Source organism: Eubacterium sp. BL-380-WT-2B, assembly GCF_009696115.1.
Taxonomy (GTDB): domain Bacteria; phylum Bacillota; class Clostridia; order Eubacteriales; family Eubacteriaceae; genus Eubacterium; species Eubacterium callanderi.
The window spans coordinates 1-23,277 of the sequence record NZ_VUMP01000012.1; the positions used below are offsets into that span (position 1 = coordinate 1).

The window sequence follows — 23,277 nt, forward strand, 5'->3', positions numbered from 1 at the left end:
AAAGCGCTGGTGCGCTCAATCATCAAGCGAATTGAGATCAACGACGATGACATCACTATTATATTTAACTTCCAAAACGGCTAGAAATGGCCGTTTTTTTAGTTTAGTGAATTTTACAGTTGATTTTTCCGCCAATCTCACCATAGTTCAGATTGATCTTAAGCTCATTTTTCAGCTTCTGTCTTTCATAGGCCATTGAGGGGGATCTCCTTTCGTTTTGATGGCTTTAGTATATCACTGGTTTGCCGCCGCTGCCTATGGACATCTGGATTTGGCGGGTTTGCCGGCTTTGTCGTGTGCCGGATACATCCCTTAATGCATTTATGATTTACGTATTTATATTTATTCTAATAGGAAGAAAACCGTCCCGCGCCGCCGGGCTGTCCTGGGGTGTAAAAAAAGCCGTCCGGATTTTGTAAAGGCCGGACGGCCGCTGGTGTCGCTCTGAGGACAGGCGCGCAATGCCTGCTCCTGTGAGGCCCTCGGGGTTTTTAAGTACCCTGACTCTGTCCTGATTTAGCCCGGAGGGCGTGTCCTCTTTGCCGCCTGCGCTTTGCGCCTCCGGGTTTAAAGGCTGTCGGGGCCGCGTCCCACCGCCGCCACGGGTTTTAGGCTGGGTTTTTTATTGCTTTGGCTGTGTACACCGCCGCGGATAAAGCGTATAATAAAGCATAACATCCCTATTTTGACTGGTATCAGGAGGTTTTTATGCATTTTCTTCAAGGGCTGACCATGGGCCTGGCCTACGTGGCGCCCATCGGCCTTCAAAATCTGTTCGTCATCAACACGGCGCTCACACAGAGCCGCAGGCGTGCTGCCGCGACAGCGCTCGTCGTTATCTTCTTTGACATCTCCCTGGCCCTGGCCTGCTTCTTTGGCATCGGCGCGCTCATGGAACAGTTTCCCTGGGTTCAGAAGCTTGTGCTGCTGGCGGGCAGCGTCATTGTCATTGTTATTGGCGCCGGCCTGCTGCGGGACAGGGGAACCCTGGATACCTCCGCGGATGTGAACCTGCCGCTGCGCCAGGTGGTGGCCACAGCCTTTGTGGTCACCTGGCTCAACCCTCAGGCCATCATCGATGGCACCATGATGCTGGGAGCCTTCCGGGTCACCCTTCCCGCAGAGCAGAGCCTCGCCTTTATGGCCGGGGTTGCCTCAGCCTCCTGCCTCTGGTTCCTGGGCCTGACGGTTTTCATCACCCTGTTCAGCCATAAATTTAACGACCGGGTTCTGCGGGCCATCAACGTGGTCTGCGGCGCGGTCATTATCTTCTACGGGCTGAAGCTGCTCCTCAGTTTTATCAAAATGGTGGCTTAAGCCAACTTTCAGTGTGTCAAAAACCTGAGAGACGAAGCCTTTTACCTAAGAAAGAAAAAAGCGTCCTGCGGGCGCTGCCCACTCACCTGTATCTTCTTTATAAATGTTAATGGCTGATCTCGCCAATGTCCGGCTGTTCCGGTAAAATGGCACGATTCCTAACCGTTCAACACAGCGCTTGGACCTTTTTTCTTATCTGGATAAAAGGCGCAGTCTCGGGTACTTCCTCTTTTTTGACAGCCAAACTGGTGGCTTAAGCCGACTTTTCAAGGCATTTTATTAGTCAGCTTTGGGAGGCTATTTCCACAGCAGATCGCCGTCATACACTGCCATGGCGGCCTCCCAGTAGCCCAGCCTGCGGCACTCGCCAATGACCAGCTCACGGGTATGGTCAAACATTTCTGTGGCTTTTCGGGCAAAATCCCGGGGCCGGCCTTCCATCAAAAAGCCCACGGCCTCCATACACTGTTCATGAAGCTCACAGTTGACCGCTGTTTTGACCGGGTTGACCAGATTTGGGATGCTCCTGCCCACGTGCTGGTTTTTCTGAATAACGCCGTAAATGCTGCGCATGGCGTCGTATTGGATATGCTCAGTGATAAAATTCAGCAGCACCCGCGGCGTCAGATCATAAAGGTAAAGCCTGTTCCACAGCCTGTCAATCTCATCATACAGCTCCTGCGCCTCGCTGGCTGACGCGTTCTCTGCCGCGTGGACTGCCACGCCTTCCACCGTCAGCGACAAAAGCTCCAGGCTGTCCAAAAAGCGGCGGACATGGCTGGCGATCATCCCGGGGCTGATGGTCAGCTTTTTTAAACCGTCCAGATCCATGGTCACAAAGATGCCCTTGCCGGGCGTGGCTTCCACCACGCCCCATTCCTGGAGAATCTGAACTGCTCTGACCGTGGTATCGACACTGACGTTATAAATTTTGCGCAGCGCCTCATGGGTGGGCAGCCGGTCGCCGGGCTTATAATAACCCACAGCGATCAGGCTTATGATATCCAGATAAACGCTCGAATACCGCTCTGCCTTTGTGAGCTTCTGATCGATTTTACTGACGGGCAGCGCTGAGCCGCTGCGGCTTTCCGCTTTTTTTTCAGCCATTCCCACAAAGTCATAAAGGGCTGAGAAGTCCCCAAAGTGGATGGACTCAAACGAACCGCCCTGCCGGACGCATTCAAACAATTCCCGAATACTCTCAAGATAGCCCTCCCGCATCTCCCGGGTGCCGGAAAGCGGGTCAATCCCGGTATAGCCAAGGCAGTCCACCGCGCGCAGCGCCAGGGCATTGCCGGTCCGGGCAACAAAAAAACGCCATAAACGTTTTGAAAGCCGCCAGAAGGCAACTGGCTGCCCGGGGTCCATCTGGTCGATAATGGCCTGGGGAACAGCCCACTCATCGCCCTGGCAGAGCTTAAGCCCCTGGGCGATGAGCGGAAAGCACAGCAGAACGCCGGTCTTTAAGGTATCCTCGGTGACAAAGGCACCTGTTCCTCTGGCCGGCGGCGCCTTTTTCCGCGGCTGTGCCACAGGGTTAAAGGCTACAACAGGCCTTTTCCGCTTTTCTGTTTTAACAAACCCCTCGTCTGCCAGCAGCTCGACGGCCCGGCGGACGGATTTCTCCGAGGTGCCGAACGCCTTGCAAAGCTCGGCGCGCGAGGGCAGCCGCGAGCCCCTTGGCAGACGGCCGCTCTCAATTTTATCTTTAAGGATCTCATAGACATTTTCGTACATGAGCACATCATTTTTCATTTATTTTCACCTGCCTGCTTTTATTATACCTCATTTTGGGCAGGATTTCATCTTCTTTACGGTCTGCACCTCTGCAAAGCGCTGGAGGATATCTTCAAGCATAAAGGGCTTGCTGATATGGGCGTCCATACCGCTGTCCAGACATTTCCGGATATCCTCCTGAAAGGCGTTGGCCGTCATGGCGACAATGGGCACGGCGTCCGCGTCGCTCCGGTTCAGGGCCCGGATGGCGCGGGTAGCGGTAACGCCGTCCATGACCGGCATCTGCATATCCATGAGAATAAGGTCGAAAAAGCCCTCAGGCGAACGGGTGAAGGCTTCCACTGCCTCCTGTCCATTGGCCGCGCCCTGTACTCTGGCGTCCGCTATTTTTAAGAGCTCCTCGGCAATTTCCATGTTTAGCGGGTTATCCTCCACGATCAGCACATTTTTATCTTTCAGGCTGTCCTCCTGGGGCGCTTTCTGGAGATCAGCCGCGCCAAATTCCAGCTTGTCAAAAAGCTGAAACAGCTCGGTATGGTCTGTCGGGCGGGTGAGAACACCGTCCGCGTCAATGACAGCAGCGGCTTCGTCCAGCTCGTCTTTATCATAGCCTGTGACCACAAATTTTGGAGGCTGATCCCCCACAGGTGCCCGCAGCGCTTTTCCCAGCGACCGGAGGTCATCTGTGAAATCCCAACGGATAAAGCACAGCGTGTAGGGGCTGCCGCTTTCTGCTGCCTGTTTAAGCTTTTCGACGGCCTGCTGTTGTGTCTCAGCGCCTTCCGCCAGAAATCCCTCACGGTTCAGGATTCCGGTTACGCTTTCCAGGATAAGGGAAATCTGGTTAAGAACCAGCACTCGCTGGCCATTGCCGCAGGGCACGTGCTCGGCGCCGTATCCGGCAGCGTATTTAAAGGGAATCTCTACCCTGAAGCAGCTGCCGCTGCCCACCTGGCTATCCACAGAGATGCTGCCGCCCATCATCTCCACAAAGCGCTTGGTGATGGGAAGGCCAAGCCCGGTGCCGCCATATTTGCGGGCCACACCAGAATCCTCCTGGGTAAAGGCCTCGAAGATACGTCCGAGGTTCTCTTTGGCAATGCCGCACCCGCTGTCCCGCACTTCAAACCCGATCCAGAACCGGTCTTCCCCGCGCCGGATTTCCTCTGCTGTCATGCAGACCTTTCCGCCCTTTGGGGTAAATTTCATGGCGTTTGAGAGCAGATTCGTCAAAATCTGGTTGAGCCGCAGGGCGTCGCCCACCAGCTCGTCCTCAAGCGCTCCATTTACATAAACATTGTACTCAATGCCCCTTTCCCTGGCCTGAGTATAAAAGACAGTGGTCAGGGCTTTAAAGAGCTGTCCAAAATCAAAGGACTCCTCGTGCAGCTCGATTTTTCCGCTCTCGATCTTGGACATATCCAGAATATCGTTGACCAATGACAGCAGGTGCTGGGTAGACAGGCTGATTTTGTCCAGACAGTTCTCAATCCTGGCCGGGTTGTGGGTGTACCGGCGCCCCACCTCTGTCATTCCGACAATGCCATTCATCGGCGTCCGGATCTCATGGGACATCTGGGACAGAAAATCGCTCTTGGCCTGGCTCGCCCGCTCGGCCTTTTCCTTTTCCGCCATGAGCAGACGCTGGATCTGCCGTTCCTTTCGGTTGTACAAAAGAAAGGACGCGGCCAGAATCATCAGAACGCTGAGCATCACGCCGCAGGCCGCCAGCATCATAAACCGGCTCAGGCTCGATACCTGGGAATTGACAGTGTCATAGCCCATGGAGGTAAAGACATACCAGCCGGTCTCAGGGATGGGGGTGTAATATGCGTATTCATGGTAGTCCCCAATTCTGAGCGAGACCATTCCCGATCTCCCCTGGCCGATATCCTGCAGAATGGTGTCGAGGTCATAGCCCTGGTCGAAGGCGGCTTTCCTGTTCAGAATAGAGAACAGGTTGGAGCCCTGGCCTGCCATTTCCGGCAGGTCACTCTCGATTATAAAGTCACCCTCATCTGTCACAATGCTGGAATGCGAATCGGTGCCGCTTTTGTTTAAGATCAGCTTCTCGCCAATCTGGGCTGTGTCGATCCCCACGACAATGGCCGCCAGCTGCTCGTTTCCAAAGGCCTTGGGGGTGATGGACATGCCCAGCATGAGCATATCCTCGCCCCATATTGTCTCATTGACCGAGATAAGGCGGCCGGTGCCGGACAGCAGCCGGTCTAGCTCCTTAATCTTTGAAATGGCCGGCATCGCCCCATTTGGCGAGTACGCCATTCCATTGGCGCTGATCAGGGCAACATGGGAAAAATCATTGTTCTCCTGGAGCTGGCTTAAAAAAGCTGTCAGGTTCGCCGTATCCGAGAGCTCTGTTTCCGACAGGGTATTGACAACTGTGCGGATCTGGGAAAACTGGCTGTCCATGTTAGTGGTAAAGTGGTTGCTGACCTGTGTGGTCATCTCCTGGAGGTACACCTCACTGATATTGGTCACGGTTTCCTGGGTCTCGTTCTGGTAGGTACGCCACAGAATGCTAAAAAACAGGACGAGCAGTATCAAAAACAGACATAACATATAGCGTATCGGTATCCATTCTCCTTTTTTCATCTTCATCCTGCTTTCTCCTCTTTTATTCATTCCGATTTTCCTGTGTCGGTAATGCGCCCTTCCAGTTCCGCGCTCACAGGGGCATTTCGATGGTTTTCAAAATACTGCGCCAGCGCGTCCCTGTAGGTCAGGTCAGTCTCTTTTACGAGACGCACGCTGCCCTTTGGGATGTCGCCGCTGTAGACATTGAGCATGGTATAGCCATCGCCGTTATTTTCGGCGTAGCCCTGCTTTCCAGCCATATAATCATTGACCGCGACCTGATACTTCTGCTGCCTGTCCAGGGTGGTGCCATCCGCAAGCGTGACAGATTTCAGACGGGCGCCGGGCTCTTTGCTGCTGTCAAAGGTGTAGCGGATTCCGGAAACCTGCAGGAAACGTCCGCCCGGAAATGTGTCGGTACAGGCGGACAGGCTGTTTTCAAGCATATCCCACAGAACCTGGCCGTTCATTTCCAGCACGACCACCTGGTTGTCAAAGGGACACACAGCGGCCAGATCACTGCCGTATACCTCTCCGGCGTACAGGCTTCCGCGGATACCGCCCCCGTTAACCACCGCGATGGATGCGCCCGAGACCTCTGCCACGCTGTCGGCCAGAAGGTTTCCAATTTCAGCCTCTTTCCGGCGGGTATTGTAATCCTGCAGCAGCAGGTCGTTTTTAATGGTGCCCACCACAGACAAGTCATAATCCACCTGGTCTGATCCCTCATAATAGTATTTGTCGACAGCCTTCAACGCATCTTCGGGGGTCAGCTTGCCCACAAAAACCTGGCGGGACATCTCACCCAGATACTCTACGATTTTATCCGGAAACTGCACATTGTAGACGTAGGAGCTGTCTACATATTCCTCAAGCCCGGTGATCACGTCTGAATGCTCAGGCTGATAATCCTTCAGATAGGAATAACCCATCTGGATATCCCTGGTCAGGGCCTCCTGGCCTTCTTTGGTTGAGATGAGCTCCAGCACCTGGCGGCATGCCTCCTGGGTTTTAATGTCTGAATGGGTGTTGATTCCAATATAGGCGGATGGCGCAAGGATAAGCCAGGGGCTGTTGCCCGCATCGCTGAGCAGGGGCAGCATCCGGTAGCGGTACTCAGGAGATGTGCCGGCCTCTGCGTTTTCCCGGTTTTCATTAACCATTCTTGTGTATAGGTCAGAGCCGCCGAAAACAACGGCCAGAGTCCCGTCTGCCATACGCTCCAGATTGCGAATCGAATTCCGGCTCTTGCCGAGGGCTGCGCCGTCCATCACGCCGGCAGCTGTCATCTGGCTGGCCAGATCAAAGGCCCCTTCCCACTGTCCCGAAAAGGTGGTTTTCTTTTCCCTGAACCCGGCCATCCACTGTACGCCAGAGACTGTACCCAGAAAATCTGGCACCATGTCCCCCACAAAGAACATGCCAAGGTCTGTGTTGTAGTCACTCTCAATGCTGAAATTGACACCGTCCCCACCGACGCCAATACCCTTTTCCCTGAGCGCCACCATCGCTGAAACCAGCTCCTGATTGGTGGTGGGAAGCGCCAGCCCCGCCTCCTGAAAAAGGGTCTCATTGACAATATATCCCTTGTACTGGCCTGGGAGTGGCAGCAGATAGGTTTTGCCGTTCTGCTTCAGCATCTCCATGACGGTTCCGTCGTAGGCCACGCTTGCCTTTGTATCGCTGAGGTCCAGCGCATAGTCTAAAATGCTGCTGGAGGTTGGCTGTGAGGTCAGCAGCAGGTCGGGCCCTACGCCCTTTTCCAGCTGGCGCAGCTGCTCACTGGGGTAAGGCGTCCGTTCACACTGGAGGTCGATGTCGGGGTAAGTCGATTCCACCAGCTGCTCAAGATTTTTAAAATCGTTTGAATACAGCAGCGTCACTGTGGTCTTATCAGACCGAGGGCTCTGTCCGCAGCCGGACAGCATACTGCACAGGAATACACCGCACAAAACAGCCGCAGCCATTTTTTTTCGATTTTTTTTCTTAATATTCAATCTCCCCATAATTTTGTTCTCCTTTTATATATCACATATCTTCTTGGAACCTTTACCATATAATTATAGCATCTGTGACCGATTAAATCAATTACAAAGAACCTTTCTGCAAAAGGAAACAAAAAAAGCACAGCGCAGAATTGTGCTGTGCTTTTCTGGAAGATGAACATAATTTGTCTATATATACAATATAAGCGTCAAATTGCTTTAACCTTGACAAAATAATTATTAAAAATTAAAATGAGGGGTAAAAATAACCCAGAGGTGTAACGTGAAACAAATATGGAATATCTTTAAAAGGGACGTCTGGCGGCTGTGGAAAAACCGCTTTGCGCTCATTGTAACCATCGGCATTATTGTGATCCCCTCCCTTTACGCCTGGTTTAATATCGGGGCAAACTACGATCCCTACAGCAATACAAAGGGGATCAAGGTCGCTGTCGCCAACGAAGATGCCGGAACCCAAAACGCGGTTACTGGCAAGCTCAACGCCGGTGACGAGATCATTGCCAATCTCAAAGAAAACGACCAGCTCGGCTGGACCTTTGTCAATACGGAGAAGGCGGTTGAGGGCGTAAAATCCGGCAAATACTACGCGGCCATCATCATTCCCGAGGATTTCAGCAGCCGGCTGACGGATTTTTTAAACGGACGGATCGAGAAGTCCGAAATTATTTACTATGTTAATGAGAAGAAGAACGCCATCGCGCCCAAAATCACCGATACCGGCGCACAGACGCTGGAGGAGGAGATCAAGAGCACTTTTTCCTCTGTGGCCTCTGAGAGTGTGTCAAAGGTCATGGCCGCCTCGGCAGTGGGCATATCCGGAAAGCTCAACCAGGCCAGCGCGGACATCACCGCTGCCATCGACACTACCCGGAGCGACCTGGACACCTACCGTGTGCTGCTGGAAAACTTCAGGGGAACCATCGCTGACGGGCAGGGCAGCATTGACGGCGGCAAGGCCACGCTTGACAGTCTTAAGGACGCCGCCGCCTCGGGCCAGAAAGGACTTGAAAGCGCACAGGACCGTCTGAGCCAGAGCCGTGAAAGCGTTGGAAAATTTTCAGGCAGCCTGTCAAACATCCTGAACCAGAGCCAGAGTGTTCTGGGGCAGATCGGCGGGACGGCCTCATCACAGCTGGGGAACCTGGAAGCGCAGGCCCTTGAGATAAACGCAGGCTTTGAGAACAGTATCACCTCTGCAAAAGAGATGCTGTCCCTTAACCAGGAGATTGTGGACGCGCTGAAAAAGCTCAATGAAGATCACCCTTCACCCGAGCTCGCCAGGTTGATCCAGTCGCTGGAATCGGAAATCGAGAGCCAGCAGAAAATTCTGGACCGCCTGAATACTGGAAACGACAGTGTTAAAAACATGATTACGCAGGCATCGGAAACGCGCAAAAGCCTTAACGCGATCGCCACCGACAGCGGCAAGGCTCTGGGAGGTGTCAACACCAGTTTTCAGCAGAGCCTTCTGCCGCAGGTTAACCAGACCCTTGACAGCTTTGCCGCCCTCTCCGGGAAAACCGCCGGGATTCTGTCCGGGGTGCCCCCGGCGGCGGGCCAGCTCCAGGGCATCCTCGATGACCTGGGCACCGCGCTGACAGAGGCAGAGAACGCTCTCGACAGCACTCAGGGAGCCCTGGTGGACCTCGCCGGGCAGCTCAGCCGGGTCTCAACAGATTTGAATGCCATCAAAAACTCCCGGCTGTACCAGAATTTTCTTTCAACCACAGGTATAAAGCCTGAGCAGGTAGCAGAGTTTATGGAATCACCTGTGGAGGTCGAAACGGAAAAAATCTATCCGGTCGCCAATTATGGCTCTGCCCTTGCGCCTTTTTACAGCAATCTGGCCATCTGGGTCGGTGGTATTGTCCTTATCGCCATCTTTAAGCTGGAGGTGGACGAGGATGAAAATATTAAAAACCTCACACCCACACAGGCCTACTTTGGCAGGTGGCTCCTGTATATCTCGGTTGGCCTCTTGCAGGGCTTTGTGGTATGCCTTGGAGACCTGCTCCTGATGAAAATCCAGTGTGAAAGCCCGCCGGCTTTTATCTTCGCCGGACTGCTGGCCTCCTTTGTCTATGTGAACCTGATCTATGCCCTTTCGGTTACCTTTAAGCACATCGGAAAAGCCATCTGTGTTATTCTTGTTATTCTGCAGATTCCCGGCTCCGCGGGTACCTATCCGATTGAGATGACGCCAGGCTTCTTTCAGGCGGTTCATCCCCTGCTGCCCTTTACCTATGGCATTAACGCCATGCGTGAGGCCGTGGCAGGCATCTATGCGGCGCATTATGTTTCAGACCTGCTTCACTTGCTTATCTTTATCCCTGTGGGGCTGGTCATCGGCCTGGGGCTCAGGCCGCTGCTCTTAAACCTCAACCACTTCTTTGACAGGCGGCTCTCCGAAACCGGGATGATGGTCAGCGAGACAGAGGGCGGTATCAAACAGAAAAAGGACCCCATCTCCATCATCGCCAGAGCCCTTGCCGTGGAGGGCCGGACGACTGAAGAACGGGAAGCCCGGCAGGCGGCCTTTGAGGAGAGCTACCGCAAAAAGATAAAGGCGGGCTTTCTGCTCATGTTTATTTTGCCCCTTGTTTTCATGGTGCTCATGTTCAGCCTGGACTCAAAAATTATTTATCTGGTGCTGTGGATCATATCTCTGATCGGTATCTCGGTATACCTCATCTGCCTCGAGTACTTCCGGGATAAAATGCGCAAGCAGTTTGAGCTGGAGCAGCAGCTCTGCGGTATGACCGATGAGGAAATCCGGGCCATGTTTAAGGACGACTGGAAAGGGACTGAAAAATGAAAAAAATCTTGAAAATCTTTACGGGCGACTTCAGCCGTATCCGGAATAATACCATTGCCCTCATTGTCGTGATGGGTGTCTGCGTTGTGCCTGCCATGTACGCCTGGTTTAATATCGCGGGGAGCTGGGACCCCTACAGCAACACAAAAGATATAAAAATCGCGGTTGCCAACACCGATGCCGGCTACCAGGGCGACATCCTCTCTGTGAGCATGAACGTGGGCGACGAGGTGGTAAAAGCCCTGAAGGCCAATGACCAGATGGACTGGCAGTTTACAGACAGGGACGAGGCTCTGGAGGGCGTGAAATCCGGCGCCTATTACGCCGCCATTGTGATCCCTGAGGATTTCAGCGCCAATATTATGAGCCTGTTTTCCCCGGATATTAAAAAGAGCGCGATCATCTATTATACCAATGAGAAGGAGAATGCCATCGCGCCGAAAGTGACCGATAAGGGTGCGACTGCTGTCCAGGAGCAGGTCAACAGCCTCTTTGTGGAAAAGGTGTCCGAAATCTCCCTTGAGGCGCTGCAGTCTGTCTATCAGGCCGCGGATAAGCAAGGCAATCAGTCCCTGACTGAGAGCCTTAAGACTAATCTTCAGCGTATAGAAGCAGAGGTGGAGACCTCCGCAAAAACAGTGCGGGCCTTTGCGTCCATGACCGAATCTACCCAGAAGGTTCTGACCTCGACCACCGGCTTCCTGGAAACCTCTGGGAACAGCGTCTCGGAAAGCTCAGGCATTCTGCAGGAGGCAGAGGGCACAGCCCGGGGACTCCAGGGTGCGATGGACACTGCCTCCCAGGGCATCGAAACCGTCTTTGATGTGAGCGGTGAGAGCTACCAGAAAATATCATCCGAAATCGACAAGGCTTTCGCCTCTGTGGACCAAAACGCCGGTGAGGCCGCCAAAAGCTTAGACAGTCTGGCCGATGAGGTACAACTGCTCATCAACCATTACACCGAGCTCCGTGACACGCTTCAAAAACTCAGCGATGAATTTCCGGACATGGCGCCCGCGCTCCAGCCTGTGATTGGCAAGCTCAATCAAATCATCACCCAGCAGGAGGCCCTGCGGGACAAGCTGACAGAAACCGTGGATAAAATCTCTGAAACCACTGGTATGGCAGCGTCAGATTATCAAACCCTCAAAGGGCTCACTGACCAGGCCAGTAAAGTCATCGGCGACGCAAAAACAGACTATCAGACAAACCTGAAGCCCCAGCTGGGAACCCTGTTTTCAAGCCTTGATTTTGGCAGCGGCAAGGTGGCCGGTATCCTCGGCCAGCTAAACGGCAGTATCCACGACATCGCATCCCTTTCCGGTGAGACCGCTTCGGACCTGGGTACGGCGAGGGATCTCCTGACCCGCTCAGCCGATCAACTGGACGCTGTGAAGGCAAAGCTGGACAGCGTTCTAAAAGAGGTTGAAAAGGCCGCCGCCAGCGGCGACATGGCTGAAATCGAGACCTTGCTCTCCGGCAGCCCCGCTGAACTCAGCAGCTTTTTAGCCGCTCCGGTCGAGCTCAAGACTGAAAAGATATACCCTGTGGCAAATTACGGCTCTGCCATGGCACCATTCTACACAACGCTTGCCATCTGGGTCGGCGGCGTTGTGCTCGTGGCCATGATCAGCGTAAATGTCTCGGAAAAAACAGAAAAAGCCCTCTCTTTAAAGCCCCACCACGCCTACTTCGGGCGATACATCACCTTCCTGATTCTGGGGCTGATCCAGAGCACCATCATTGCGCTGGGAGATCTTTTCTTCCTGGGAATTCAGTGTGAGCACCCCATACTCTTTTTGCTGGCAGCGTGGCTCACGAGCATTGTCTATGTGAATCTGATCTATACCCTCACGGTCTCCTTCGGTGACGTGGGCAAGGCCATCGCCGTTATCCTGATGGTTATCCAGGTTGCAGGCTCAGGCGGCAGCTTCCCCATCGAGGTGCTCCCAGAGTTCTTCCAGAGACTCTATCCACTCATGCCTTTCGCCCACAGCATGAACGCCATGCGCGAGTGCATTGCGGGTATGTACCAGAACACCTACTGGATCGAGATGGGCTGTCTAGCCATTTTCCTGATCCCTTCCCTGCTCCTCGGCCTTGTGCTCAGAAAACCGGTTATCCGCCTGAACCACACCTTTACCGAGAAGCTGGAAAGCACATATTTAATGTAAAACATACAAAAAAAGCACGGCGCAGAAATGTGCCGTGCTCTTTTTATTGGCTTATTTTTTCTTCAGTCTGCTTTTCTGAGCGGATAACCGCGTCGTCATTGATGTATCGGTGTTTGGAGGTGTGATGTCCGTGGTAAAACACCTGTTTGTCCGAATACATCCTTTCATCTGCCGCGGTAATGGCCGCGTCAATATCTGAACCTCGCGGCGTCCAGTATGCGCCGATGGCCGTACTGATATGAGAGCTATGCTCAAAGTAGCCGCGGAGCTTTTCAACCCTGTCAAAAAAACCTGCCTCGGTGTCTCCGAGGGCGATGATTACAAACTCATCCCCGCCCACGCGGTAAAAATTGCTCTCGCCAAACCCTTCACGGATACAGCGCGCGCATTCCACCAGAAGCCGGTCACCTCTGCTGTGCCCATACAAATCATTGACCGATTTCAGCCCATTCATATCCAGAAAGACAATCCCTACAGAATCCTCATAATCCGTAAAGGCCTCAAGATCCTGTATGTAGCGGTTGCGGTTGTAAAAGGAGGTCAGGTTATCATAGTAGCTCAGCTTGGTCAGCTCTGCCTCGTCCTCGGTGCGCCGGATAGCCAGCATCAGGAAATAGCGCAGAGTCTGCAGGATTGATACGGCATTCTGCATTAGCTCCGGCGGCGGATTGTCCACACCGATACAGGCGTAAAGCTCGCCATCCCGTTCCAGCGGAACCGCTACAAGCCGCTCGATATTCTGGAATGAAAGGACTTCATACTCCAGGGGTGTGGTTATCTTAAGGTCTTCACAATCGTCAATGATCATATATTCCTGCTCAGTAAAGGCCTCGATCCAGCGGCTGAAGTAATGTCTGGGAATACTCTGCAGATCCTCCTGCTCAGGCTTGATGCCGTCGGCGCACCACTCATAGGTATTTTTCAGCAGTTCACCTCTCAGGTCAAAAATATAGCTGCGGTCTGCCCTGAGAAATTTACCAATACGTTCAAGAAAAAGAGGAATGGCCTGGGGCAGGTCATGGTTCTGGTAGAGATCACGGATACACTCCACAATAACCTGCTCGGTTTCAAGCATATTTTTCAGGTTTTGCTTTTCCCTCATGGCCTCGGTCAGGTCAAAGGCAATCTCGAACCGGGCCGGACGGCCCTCCCACTCGATCAGCCGGTCTTTTAAGAGATAATGCCGCCCGGTTATGGGGTTGGTGTGCTCCCAGTTAAAGTACTCTTCCGGCTTCAGATTTGGCGTTGAGCAAAAAGGGCAAGGTGCGTCCAGCCCCTGAAGCAGTTCATAACACTTCTTTCCCTCTATATCCTTAAAGTTAAAGGAATCCCTGCCAGCTTTGTTAATGAACAACAGGTCGTAGTTTTCCAGATCAGAGACGTACATGAGCTCTGGCAGCTCGTCGAGAGGCGCCCGGATGTCGTTCAGCATCTGGTTTAAATGGATCTGCCGTTCCAGAGCTTCCTTCTCATCTGCCAGAAGCTTTTCGCGGCGCTTTTGCTGGGATGAGGCAAAAAAGGCGCAGACCACTACCATGGCCAGGAAAATCAGGGTAACCAGAAACAGAAAATATTTCGCGTTTTTTACTGCCTGCTCTGTGTAACGCTCCGCGGCGAAAACGGTTTGGTCGGCAAGCTCGAAATACTCCTCGCTTATTCCATACAGCGGCCCGGCGGCTCCTCCGGCGCGGTAGTCGTAAATCGCGTTTTTAAGTTCGCCCCATTTACTCTGCAGGCCGCTGACGAGCCCCTGATACTCTGGATCCGCCAGCTTAACCAGATTGTTCCTTTCTCCGCCGTTCTGAAGCTCCTCCAAAACAGCGTCCAGCTTCCCGATAAGCGCATCGTTCTGCTCGTTGTTCAGCTCCTGCTTTACCAGCCGCTGTGTCGCCCCCCGGACAATACCGGAATAATTGATCACACGGGCATTCCCCTCTAAGTTCTGGATTGTCAGCAATGAAAATACACTGCTGACAATCAGCGCCACACCCAAAATAAGAACAATGGTTGTAAACCGGATCTTTTTTAATAATTTTGTCATCGCTGCCTTCCCCTGTCTGTTTTCTGTTTTCAGGCCTTTATTCCCGGAATTGTTGGTTTCTGTAAATCAGGCTAATGTATTTGACTGGGGTACAAATGTAATCGGCCATCATACTTTAGCGGTAGAATATATAAAACAAATTTTTCTTTGATTAATATCACCTATTCTACTACAATTAGGACTAAATATCAAGTTAAGATGACATGACAAAGCCCTTGTTTTTTATCAGAGAGCACAGCGCAAAAATGTGCCGTGCTCTTTTCCCACAACAATCACTCAAAGGGATACTGCATTCCCCACTGCCCGCGTACAGCGGTCAGGATTGCCATCACATCGCGGCTCAGGGCAAGGGGCGCGATGCCGGCCCTGCTTTCAATGGCCTCCTGCATGTGGCGCACCTCATAGCAGAGCGCGTCCCCGGTTTTCCCGGCTTCTATTACCTCCCGCCTGCCGTCCGCAGTGTAGGTGATCACTGCTCTCTGTGCCCTGGGGTAGTTATCCACCTCAATATAGCCATACTCCCCGGCCACCACACCGCGTTTGGGCTGCTTGGCCCGCATGGTCAGGGCGGTGACGGCCATCTGCCCCCGGTCATTTTTCAGGATGATACCGGACTGCTCATCCACACCTGTCTCAAAGTACTGAGGCGTGGTCAGAATGACATTGGGTCTGGTTTCCATAAAAAACCGGGCAAAGGCCATGGCGTAGATGCCGATGTCTAAGAGAGCGCCTCCTGCCAGCGCCTTATCGAAGAAGCGGTTTTTCACATCGTATTCCTTGCAGCTCCCAAAGTTGACCTGTATCATCTTCACCCTTCCGATGGCACCGGAATCTACCATCTCACGCAGCTTCTGGTAGAGCGGCATGTGATAGATGGTCATTCCCTCCATGACCACCACGCCCCTTTCCAGGCCTAACGCAGCCACCTCCTCAAGCTGCCTTGCATTGACGGTAATGGCTTTTTCGCAAAAGACGTGCTTGCCGGCTCCGACAGCCCTCATGAGTGTTTCATAGTGGTAATTGTGGGGCGTACCGATGTAAACCACATCCACCTCCGGATCAGCCAAAAGTGCCTCCTCACTCTCGAAAACTTTCCGGACTCCGTATTCACGCGCAAAAGCCTGCCCCTTCTCCACATGATGATTATAAACGCCATAGATTTCACCGTTTTCCTGTTTCAGCGCACTTGCCATCTCGTTGCCGATAACGCCAGTGCCAATAATCACCCAGTTATATTTTTTCATGCTATTCAACTCCTTTTGTGTGATTGATCATTCTATTTTAAGATAAAAACAGAGGGACAAAAGCCCCTCTGGTCAACTGCTGGTTATGTTTTTTAATTCCCTGGCCATCTCCTCAATTTTTTCGTTATAGTTATCTACCCGGGTCAGGGATGAACGGAAAGGCCGGTTCGCACAGCTTGCGTCGTAAACCTTGTACTGGTTTTTCCCCAGATCCTTGGAATGGTACAGGGCCTGGTCGGCCTTTTGGAGAAGAGTGTCAAAATCCTCCCCATCCTGAGGATAGCGGGAAATGCCAAGGCTTCCGGTAATGCCGTAGCTGTTAAAGCGTTTGTTCAGCTTTTTACAGATGGCTGAAACACGCCTTTCGATGTCTCTCTGGTCGATAATGTCGTGGAACAGGATCAGGAATTCATCGCCACCCACGCGTCCTACCAGATCGGTATGGCGCACACTGCTGGTCAGAATCTCTGCCACCTCCTTGAGCACCATATCCCCAAAAAGATGGCCGCGATCGTCATTGACCGATTTAAAATTATCAACGTCGGCAAAGCACAGGGCGGCGTTCTGTATACGCCGGTCTTTGAGCACCAGAATCGATTGCTCCCGCATTGCCCTCTGGTTTAAAAGCCCTGTGAGCGGATCGCTCTCTGCTTCCTTTTTAAGCATCAGGCTGCGCTGCTTGCTCTCCTCGACATTGATGAGCTTGCCGATATAGCTCACGCATATCGGCTCAAACTCCATATCCCAGATAGGATAAAGATAAACCTGATACCACTGGAAACCCTCCCCGTCCAGATTGATGCGCAGCTCCGCCTTGCAGGTCGGCCTGTCTGGCGTAATGCGCTCAAGCTTTTTGAAAAGACGCCTTTGATCCTCGGCGTTGACCAGCGTCTCATCCGACAATATCCGGCTGATCTGCGGAAATAACGGATCCTTTCCGGTCAATATCTGAAAACGGTCAGAAAAGGTCAGCTTGTCCGCACGCAGGTCGTATTCAAAAATAAGCTCATCCGAAAGCTCAGACAATATCTGATACTTCTGCCGCTCCTGTTCTAACAGATATAGGGTCCGGCTTGACAGATCGCCGTGCGCTTCTTTTTTCTTCTTTTCAGGCATAGACACCTCACCGGGCGCGGTGACCGTCGACGTCAGCATTTCGCCCCCCTTCATGGATCGGTTAAGCTCGGGCAGTGCTGTCATAAAGCATTCGATCAGCTGTGGATTAAAGACCCCGCACTCCCCGTCCAAAATCATCTGGACGGCGGTTTCATGAGTGTAAGCGTCCTTATAAACCCGCTTGCTGGTCAGCGCGTCGTAGACATCGGCCAGCGATACCGCCTGGGCCCAGATAGAGATCTCGTTGCCCACCAGGCCGTCGGGGTATCCGCCTCCGTCCCACCGCTCATGGTGGTGGCGGCAGATATCGTAGCAGTAATCATAGTAAGCCAGATTCTGGACGCCGGACAGCTCCATTAAAATCTCGCTTCCCCGTGAGGTGTGCGTTTTCATGATCTCAAATTCCTCATCAGTCAGGCGGCCGGGTTTGTTTAAAATATTGTCCGGTATGGCCACCTTACCGATATCGTGCATGGCCGCCGCCTCGGAGATAATCTCAATCAGGGAGTCGGAAAGTCCATATTCACTATGGTTTTTTGCAAATTCAGCCAGCAGCAGCCGGGTAATCACGCGCACGTTGTGTATATGGGACACCGATTCGGTGTTTTTAAATTCAATAATACTGCTGAGGGTGTCAATCATCTGGGCGCTGTTTTCACGCATTTTTTCCGCCTGCTCCCGCAGCGCCCTTGTCTGTTCAGCCACCAGCTGCCGCAGGTGAAGCTTCTGGGTATACTGCTCAATGATGTTGTGGACGCGCTGGATCACGATATTTGGATTAAAGGGCTTGGTGACAATATCCGCTGCCCCCATCTCATAGCCGCGCTGCATAACGCCCTCACTGTTCTCAGCAGTAATCATGATGACCGGGACACGGCCAGCCAGGCCCATACGCTCCATTTCTGTCAGGACACCGAAACCGTCGAGCACTGGCATGATAAGATCCAAAAGCACAACCGCGATATTCTCGCTCTCCCGCTCCAGGATTTCCAGCGCCTGCGCACCGTTTTCAGCTTCATATATGGTATATTTTGTCTGGAACATCTCGCACAGCAGCGCGCGGTTCAGCTCCATATCGTCAACGATGAGTATCTTTCTTTTTTTTGTCTGGTTATCCATAAACAGCCCCCTTAAACGGACTTATATCTCTCCGAATACTCCTTTGTAATAAATATAAATTCATTATAACTTAATCACAGAAAAAGTTCAACTTTTAGCACACATTTAAAAAACCTCAGGATATTTTACCAAAAAAGCTCATGAAAAAAAGGCCTCACAGGCCTTTTAACCTGATCCGCCTAATTGACAGTGGCAATGACCGCAGCCATCATAACCGTCATAATAGCATCGATATATCCGACCATCTCACGGATTATTTTGCTGTCCTGCTGGTTTTTGATGGCCTTTAGTTTTTCTTTCATCAGATCATTTTCGTGTTTTGAAAAATACGGCTTAAGATTTCTGGTTTCTTTCAAAAGGCTGGCAAGGGCCGCGTCGTGCAGCGAAAGACTTTCCACCTGAACCGCCGCCCTTTTCAAAGTCTCGATCAATGCTTCCTTATAGGCTTTTTCAGGCACAAAAAGATCCCTGTTTCCGAAAAGCCCTCCTTTACCCTCTGCCACGGCTCCTGCCGCACTCAGAGAATTTCCGGTGTCCGTCAGAAGCTGATTAATCCGGCTGCTGGAAAAGGACATGCAGTAATCCTCAATTACCTTGGTAACAGAGCGGCTCTTATCGCTGAGGTAGGCGTAGAGCCCCTCCAGATGGCCCAGGCTGCCGGGCAGCGGACCAACGGCCTCCACCTTTTTCCCTTCAATCTTTATGGAGCCCTCCAGGAGCAGATCCATTATTCCTGCGGCCACCAAACCTGCTTTCGTCTCCGTACTATTCGCCATCGGCAGCTTTCCTTTATCATTGGTGGTTAAAATTAGATATTCCTGTGTGAGTGCTTTTCTTTCCATCGCGTTTCTCCTTTTTTAATTGTCTTTACTCAGTATAACACAGAAGTATCCAGGTTTTTTATATTTTTTGCGAGCGGTCCGTTTCACTGCCCAGACGGTCAGACATCTTACACCTTGGCCCTCAGCGACTCAGGGATATTCAGTCTGGCCCGCCGTGACAGCAGGCACAGTCATAGTAACCAGCGTATGATAATTCATCAGAAAAATACTGCCTGTCAGTGTGACCGCCAGATAAAAAATCGCCAGGCTGTAGCAGAGACAAATAAATAACTGGCATAAAATCGAAAACAATAAATACAAGCGTCTTCTCCTTTTGGATGATTCGGACACCATTATATCCGATAATAAAATAAGAAACCATAGAGGGGGGACAATCCATACAGCTCAGGATCGTGGAGCGCTTCAACCAATGCGTGGATACTACTGTTTTCACCATGCAAGCCCACGCCATCCTGTCCTTTATTTCGATTATCCCCTCAAAGAAAAGTGATGACATTTCTATTATACAAACGTTCGTTTCAAAAAGCAAGTGTTTTTAGAACAAATATTCTTATCGTAGTCTGTTTAGTTTTAACAGCTTGATAAGACTTTATAATGAAAGAAGCCCCTGATCTTTGATCAGGGGCTTCTTTTGGGGAGAGTAAATTGGGGGAGAGATTAATTAATTTAAGTAAGAGGTATGTGTGTTCAATTCTATTTATACCCGGGAATCTGCAATATAAACATCTGAACAAAACAGGATAAAACATATCTAAAGCTTAACTTAACAGCTCTTGCAAAAGCCCAGAATATCTGATATATTAAAAACAGGTGCATCTAACATTTTCAATAAGCGCGATACTCTCCTATCCCTTGGTAGACCGTAGCTTTTGAATATTCCTGTTGGGTGCACTTTTTTTAAAATCGCTTCCCTGACATTAAGAAGAGAAGATGTCAAAAGCTTTATATATTGTACATAGATGACACGATATCCAGATAAAATACACGGAATTTCTTGACAGACCCATCCCTTTTACTTTAGAGTATAGAAAGGATAACCGCCGCTGGCGGGTAAACCGAACATCAGATTATTTTATATTAGCGGAGGAATTAACGCATGCAGGACTTTCTTAAAAAGTTGACAAGTGAATGTAAGAATATAGAGCTGCCCGAAGAATTTAATTATTTTGGAGAGCTTGTCGGGAGCTGGAAAATTGACTATATTGACAACAGCACTTCGCACTCGATTAAAGGCGAATGGCACTTTTCGTGGGTTCTTGAGGGAATGGCAATACAGGATATTATTATCCTGCCCGATTATGAACGCGGGACGACGCTTCGCGTCTATAATCCCGGCACGCAGGCCTGGGATATTGCCTATTGTTTTACAGGAAAAATCATTCGGCTTGAAGCAAAAAAAGAAAATGGCATAATCGTCCTTACGGATATTGAGAATAAAAGGAGAAAATGGGTATTTGCTAAAATTGAGGAAAATAATTTCCATTGGCAGGACGTTACCGTAAAAGAGGACGGCGAATGGCATATTAATTTTGATTTATATGCCGAACGCATTTAAGGAGAAAATAATATGACCATTGCACTCGAACTAAAAAATTTAAAGAAAACCTATGAATCAGGGGTTGTGGCGCTGCGCGGCATCGATTTAGTTGTGGAGCAGGGCGATTTCTACGCGCTCCTTGGACCAAATGGCGCTGGAAAATCAACCACCATCGGAATCGTTACCTCCCTGGTGAATAAAACAGCTGGAACTGTAAAGGTGTTTGGATATGACCTTGATACCGATCTGGTCCAGGCAAAACAGCAGATCGGCCTGGTGCCACAGGAGTTTAACTTTAATCCATTTGAAACCGTCCAGCAGATTGTCGTCAATCAGGCTGGTTACTACGGTGTTCCCCACAAGGAAGCCCTGGAACGCAGTGAAAAATACCTCAGGCAATCCGGACTGCTTGAAAAGCGCCATGAACGGGCGCGGATGCTCTCCGGTGGGATGAAGCGGCGTTTGATGATTGCCCGGGCATTGATGCATGAGCCACGCCTGCTTATTTTAGACGAGCCCACAGCAGGGGTCGATATTGAATTGCGACGTGAGATGTGGGATTTCCTGAGAAACCTGAATGCACAGGGGACGACCATCATCCTGACAACCCATTACCTGGAGGAAGCAGAAATGCTCTGCCGCAATATCGGGATCATCCAGTCCGGTGAGCTCATTGAGAATACCAGTATGAAAAACCTTTTGTCGAAATTACAGTATGAAACCTTTATTTTTGATTTAGAGCCTTTTGAAACCAGGCCTGTTATCAATGGGTATAAAAACTACTTTGAGGACAGCCGTACCCTCACCGTCGAGGTCCAGCGCGATCAGGGAGTCAACGGAATCTTCGAACAGCTCACAAAACAAGGGATAAAAGTCGTTTCCATGCGTAATAAATCCAACCGTTTAGAAGAATTATTCTTAAAAATCACCGATGTTAAACATCAATCGGAGGAAAAAAATGTTTAAACTTTATTTTACTGCACTAAAACGCCTGGCTGCAAAAGAAACCAACCGCTATCTGCGCATCTGGGTACAAACTTTGGTACCGCCGGTCATCACCACCTCATTGTATTTTGTTATTTTCGGAAATCTGATTGGTGGACGAATTGGAGAGATGGGCGGTTTTTCCTATATGGAATTCATCGTGCCCGGGCTCATTATGATGTCTGTCATCACCAGCTCCTACAGCAATGTCGCCTCCTCCTTTTTTTCTCAAAAATTTCAGAAAAACATTGAGGAGCTGCTGGTCGCGCCAGTGCCGACTCAGGTTATCATTCTGGGGTTCGTCACCGGCGGTCTGGGGCGAAGCATCATGGTCGGAGCGCTTGTCACTGTGATTTCGTTATTTTTTGTCCCCCTTCATGTCTTTTCCTGGCCCATCATCCTCGTTACCCTGCTTATGACGGCTGTCTTATTTTCATTGGCTGGGCTGCTCAACGGGATCTTTGCCAAATCCTTTGATGATGTTTCCATTGTGCCCACCTTTGTGCTGCAGCCACTAACCTATCTGGGCGGCGTGTTTTACTCCATTTCGATGCTGCCGCCGATCTGGCAGGCTGTTTCAAAGGTTAATCCCATTGTCTACATGGTCTCAGGCTTCCGTTTTGGGTTTCTTGGCGTAACAGATGTCCCGGTCGTGTGGTCCTTAACAATCCTTGTCCTTTTTATCATCGTGCTTTACGCCATTTGCTGGTATCTCATTGAAAAAGGGGTTGGCTTGAGAAGCTGACCTCTTTTTCAAAAAATAAAAAAGCCCTTCTTCACAAAGCGGATCGCCTGCATTAGAAGAGCCGTAAATACTAAATGGTTAATCCATGATTTCCATGGGTTTTCCGCAGCAGAAAGGGATTAAATCTCCTTCTTTTACAGATTGAACTTTATTACAGGTTAGGCAGTAAACCTGGCAGTCGAAGGGCGCCCTAAGCTCTGGTGCCGCCTTTGCTTCTGCTTCTGTTAAACCACCAATGTGAAAGCGCGCTACATTGTTTTCTGTTGGGATATATACACCGATCGGTGACAGTTTCTTATTATCTCCCACGCAGTTCCCCATTTTAATCCAAAGCGCTTCAAGCTCAGCAGTTTCAATTTGATTTTCTGGAATAAACTCAACAACAGCCTTATCCATATTGATCTTCATAATATCTTCCTCCTTCGTTCTTCAATATATACATTTTATCATCATTATAGCATCTATTTTAATCCATGTCTATTATTAAATAGGATGCATTTCAAAATAATAACAATTATCTTGTTTTACGTAAAAAGCCCCTGAACAAAGACCGAGAGCCCTGAAAAAGAAAAGACCCTTTCAAATGGCTTAAACAGCCTGTTTGAAAGGGTCTTTCATTTTTGTTTCATGTTACTAAGTCTGTAAGCCGAGTTCTGTCTTAGATAATCATCTGTCTAGATCCATTGTTACCAATGGATTCAAGCGACCTACCATTTGGACGGCGACGAGCAGCCGCCTTTTTTACATCCGTTCTTGGTCTTGCACCAGGTGGGGTTTACATAGCTGACGGATTACTCTCGCCACTGGTGAGCTCTTACCTCACCCTTTCATCCTTACCGGCCAGGCCGGCGGTTTACTTTCTGTTGCACTTGCCTTGGAGTCACCTCCACCGGGCGTTACCCGGCACCCTGCTCTGCGGAGCTCGGACTTTCCTCAGACAGCCTGCGCTGCCCGCGATTATCTGGCTTAGTAGCTTAGTCAGTATACCGCAAAAAGCCTGTAAAA

Annotated in this window: 15 protein-coding genes and 1 other RNA gene; 6 read left to right on the plus strand and 10 right to left on the minus strand. The window is 50.8% G+C overall.

The window, feature by feature from the left end:
- The first annotated feature begins 708 nt into the window (after positions 1-708).
- On the plus strand, positions 709-1,317 hold the full coding sequence (locus FYJ53_RS19780; protein ID WP_154557688.1) for a LysE/ArgO family amino acid transporter: 609 nt from the start codon (positions 709-711) through the stop codon (positions 1,315-1,317).
- 297 nt (positions 1,318-1,614) lie between these two features.
- Here FYJ53_RS19780 and FYJ53_RS19785 read toward each other — a convergent pair whose 3' ends face one another.
- Genes FYJ53_RS19785 through FYJ53_RS19795 form a run of 3 tightly spaced genes read right to left on the minus strand, consistent with a single transcriptional unit; the run spans position 1,615 to position 7,655 of the window.
- Positions 1,615-3,072 carry a GntR family transcriptional regulator gene (locus FYJ53_RS19785; protein WP_148428867.1) on the minus strand — a complete coding sequence of 486 codons (1,458 nt, stop codon included), beginning with the start codon at positions 3,070-3,072 and terminating at the stop codon, positions 1,615-1,617.
- 30 nt (positions 3,073-3,102) lie between these two features.
- Positions 3,103-5,673 carry a hybrid sensor histidine kinase/response regulator gene (locus tag FYJ53_RS19790; RefSeq protein ID WP_154557689.1) on the minus strand — a complete coding sequence of 857 codons (2,571 nt, stop codon included), beginning with the start codon at positions 5,671-5,673 and terminating at the stop codon, positions 3,103-3,105.
- Between the two features lie 20 nt (positions 5,674-5,693).
- On the minus strand, positions 5,694-7,655 hold the full coding sequence (locus FYJ53_RS19795) for a 5'-nucleotidase C-terminal domain-containing protein (protein ID WP_154557690.1): 1,962 nt from the start codon (positions 7,653-7,655) through the stop codon (positions 5,694-5,696).
- 262 nt (positions 7,656-7,917) lie between these two features.
- Between FYJ53_RS19795 and FYJ53_RS19800 the strand changes: the two genes are divergently transcribed.
- Positions 7,918-10,470, plus strand: a complete 2,553-nt coding sequence (locus FYJ53_RS19800) for a YhgE/Pip domain-containing protein (protein ID WP_238054387.1) — start codon at positions 7,918-7,920, stop codon at positions 10,468-10,470.
- Positions 10,467-12,644 (plus strand): YhgE/Pip domain-containing protein, encoded by a 2,178-nt coding sequence (locus tag FYJ53_RS19805; protein WP_154557691.1) that lies wholly within the window; start codon positions 10,467-10,469, stop codon positions 12,642-12,644. The genes FYJ53_RS19800 and FYJ53_RS19805 overlap by 4 nt, the downstream gene beginning before the upstream one ends.
- A 43-nt stretch (positions 12,645-12,687) precedes the next feature.
- Here the strand turns inward: FYJ53_RS19805 and FYJ53_RS19810 are convergent, their stop codons facing one another.
- The 5 genes from FYJ53_RS19810 to FYJ53_RS19830 form a co-directional block, all read right to left on the minus strand.
- Complete coding sequence (locus tag FYJ53_RS19810; RefSeq protein WP_154557692.1) at positions 12,688-14,685, minus strand: diguanylate cyclase domain-containing protein; 1,998 nt, start codon at positions 14,683-14,685, stop codon at positions 12,688-12,690.
- 272 nt (positions 14,686-14,957) lie between these two features.
- Positions 14,958-15,929: a Gfo/Idh/MocA family protein gene (locus FYJ53_RS19815; RefSeq protein ID WP_013380393.1), complete on the minus strand. Its 972-nt coding sequence runs from the start codon at positions 15,927-15,929 to the stop codon at positions 14,958-14,960.
- A gap of 72 nt (positions 15,930-16,001) precedes the next feature.
- A complete protein-coding gene (locus tag FYJ53_RS19820; protein ID WP_154557693.1) occupies positions 16,002-18,164 on the minus strand; it encodes a diguanylate cyclase in 2,163 nt (720 codons plus the stop codon).
- 179 nt (positions 18,165-18,343) lie between these two features.
- Positions 18,344-19,006 carry a GPP34 family phosphoprotein gene (locus FYJ53_RS19825; protein WP_154557694.1) on the minus strand — a complete coding sequence of 221 codons (663 nt, stop codon included), beginning with the start codon at positions 19,004-19,006 and terminating at the stop codon, positions 18,344-18,346.
- 129 nt (positions 19,007-19,135) lie between these two features.
- Positions 19,136-19,306, minus strand: coding sequence for a hypothetical protein (locus tag FYJ53_RS19830; RefSeq protein ID WP_013380390.1), 171 nt, complete (start codon positions 19,304-19,306; stop codon positions 19,136-19,138).
- A 796-nt stretch (positions 19,307-20,102) separates the two neighbouring features.
- On the opposite strand from FYJ53_RS19830, the gene FYJ53_RS19835 reads away from it, so the two are divergent.
- From FYJ53_RS19835 to FYJ53_RS19845, 3 genes are read left to right on the plus strand one after another with little or no spacing between them, the layout of a single operon-like run.
- Positions 20,103-20,561: a hypothetical protein gene (locus FYJ53_RS19835; protein WP_013380388.1), complete on the plus strand. Its 459-nt coding sequence runs from the start codon at positions 20,103-20,105 to the stop codon at positions 20,559-20,561.
- A 12-nt stretch (positions 20,562-20,573) separates the two neighbouring features.
- The gene (locus FYJ53_RS19840; RefSeq protein ID WP_148428849.1) at positions 20,574-21,509 is read left to right on the plus strand and encodes an ABC transporter ATP-binding protein; all 936 of its coding nucleotides are present in this window, start codon (positions 20,574-20,576) and stop codon (positions 21,507-21,509) included.
- Positions 21,502-22,272: an ABC transporter permease gene (locus FYJ53_RS19845; protein ID WP_013380386.1), complete on the plus strand. Its 771-nt coding sequence runs from the start codon at positions 21,502-21,504 to the stop codon at positions 22,270-22,272. The genes FYJ53_RS19840 and FYJ53_RS19845 overlap by 8 nt, the downstream gene beginning before the upstream one ends.
- A 78-nt stretch (positions 22,273-22,350) precedes the next feature.
- On the opposite strand, the gene FYJ53_RS19850 is transcribed toward FYJ53_RS19845, so the two are convergent.
- Positions 22,351-22,680, minus strand: a complete 330-nt coding sequence (locus tag FYJ53_RS19850; RefSeq protein ID WP_013380385.1) for a hypothetical protein — start codon at positions 22,678-22,680, stop codon at positions 22,351-22,353.
- Between the two features lie 218 nt (positions 22,681-22,898).
- Positions 22,899-23,245, minus strand: an RNA gene (gene rnpB, locus FYJ53_RS19855) — RNase P RNA component class A.
- Positions 23,246-23,277: the final 32 nt, after the last annotated feature.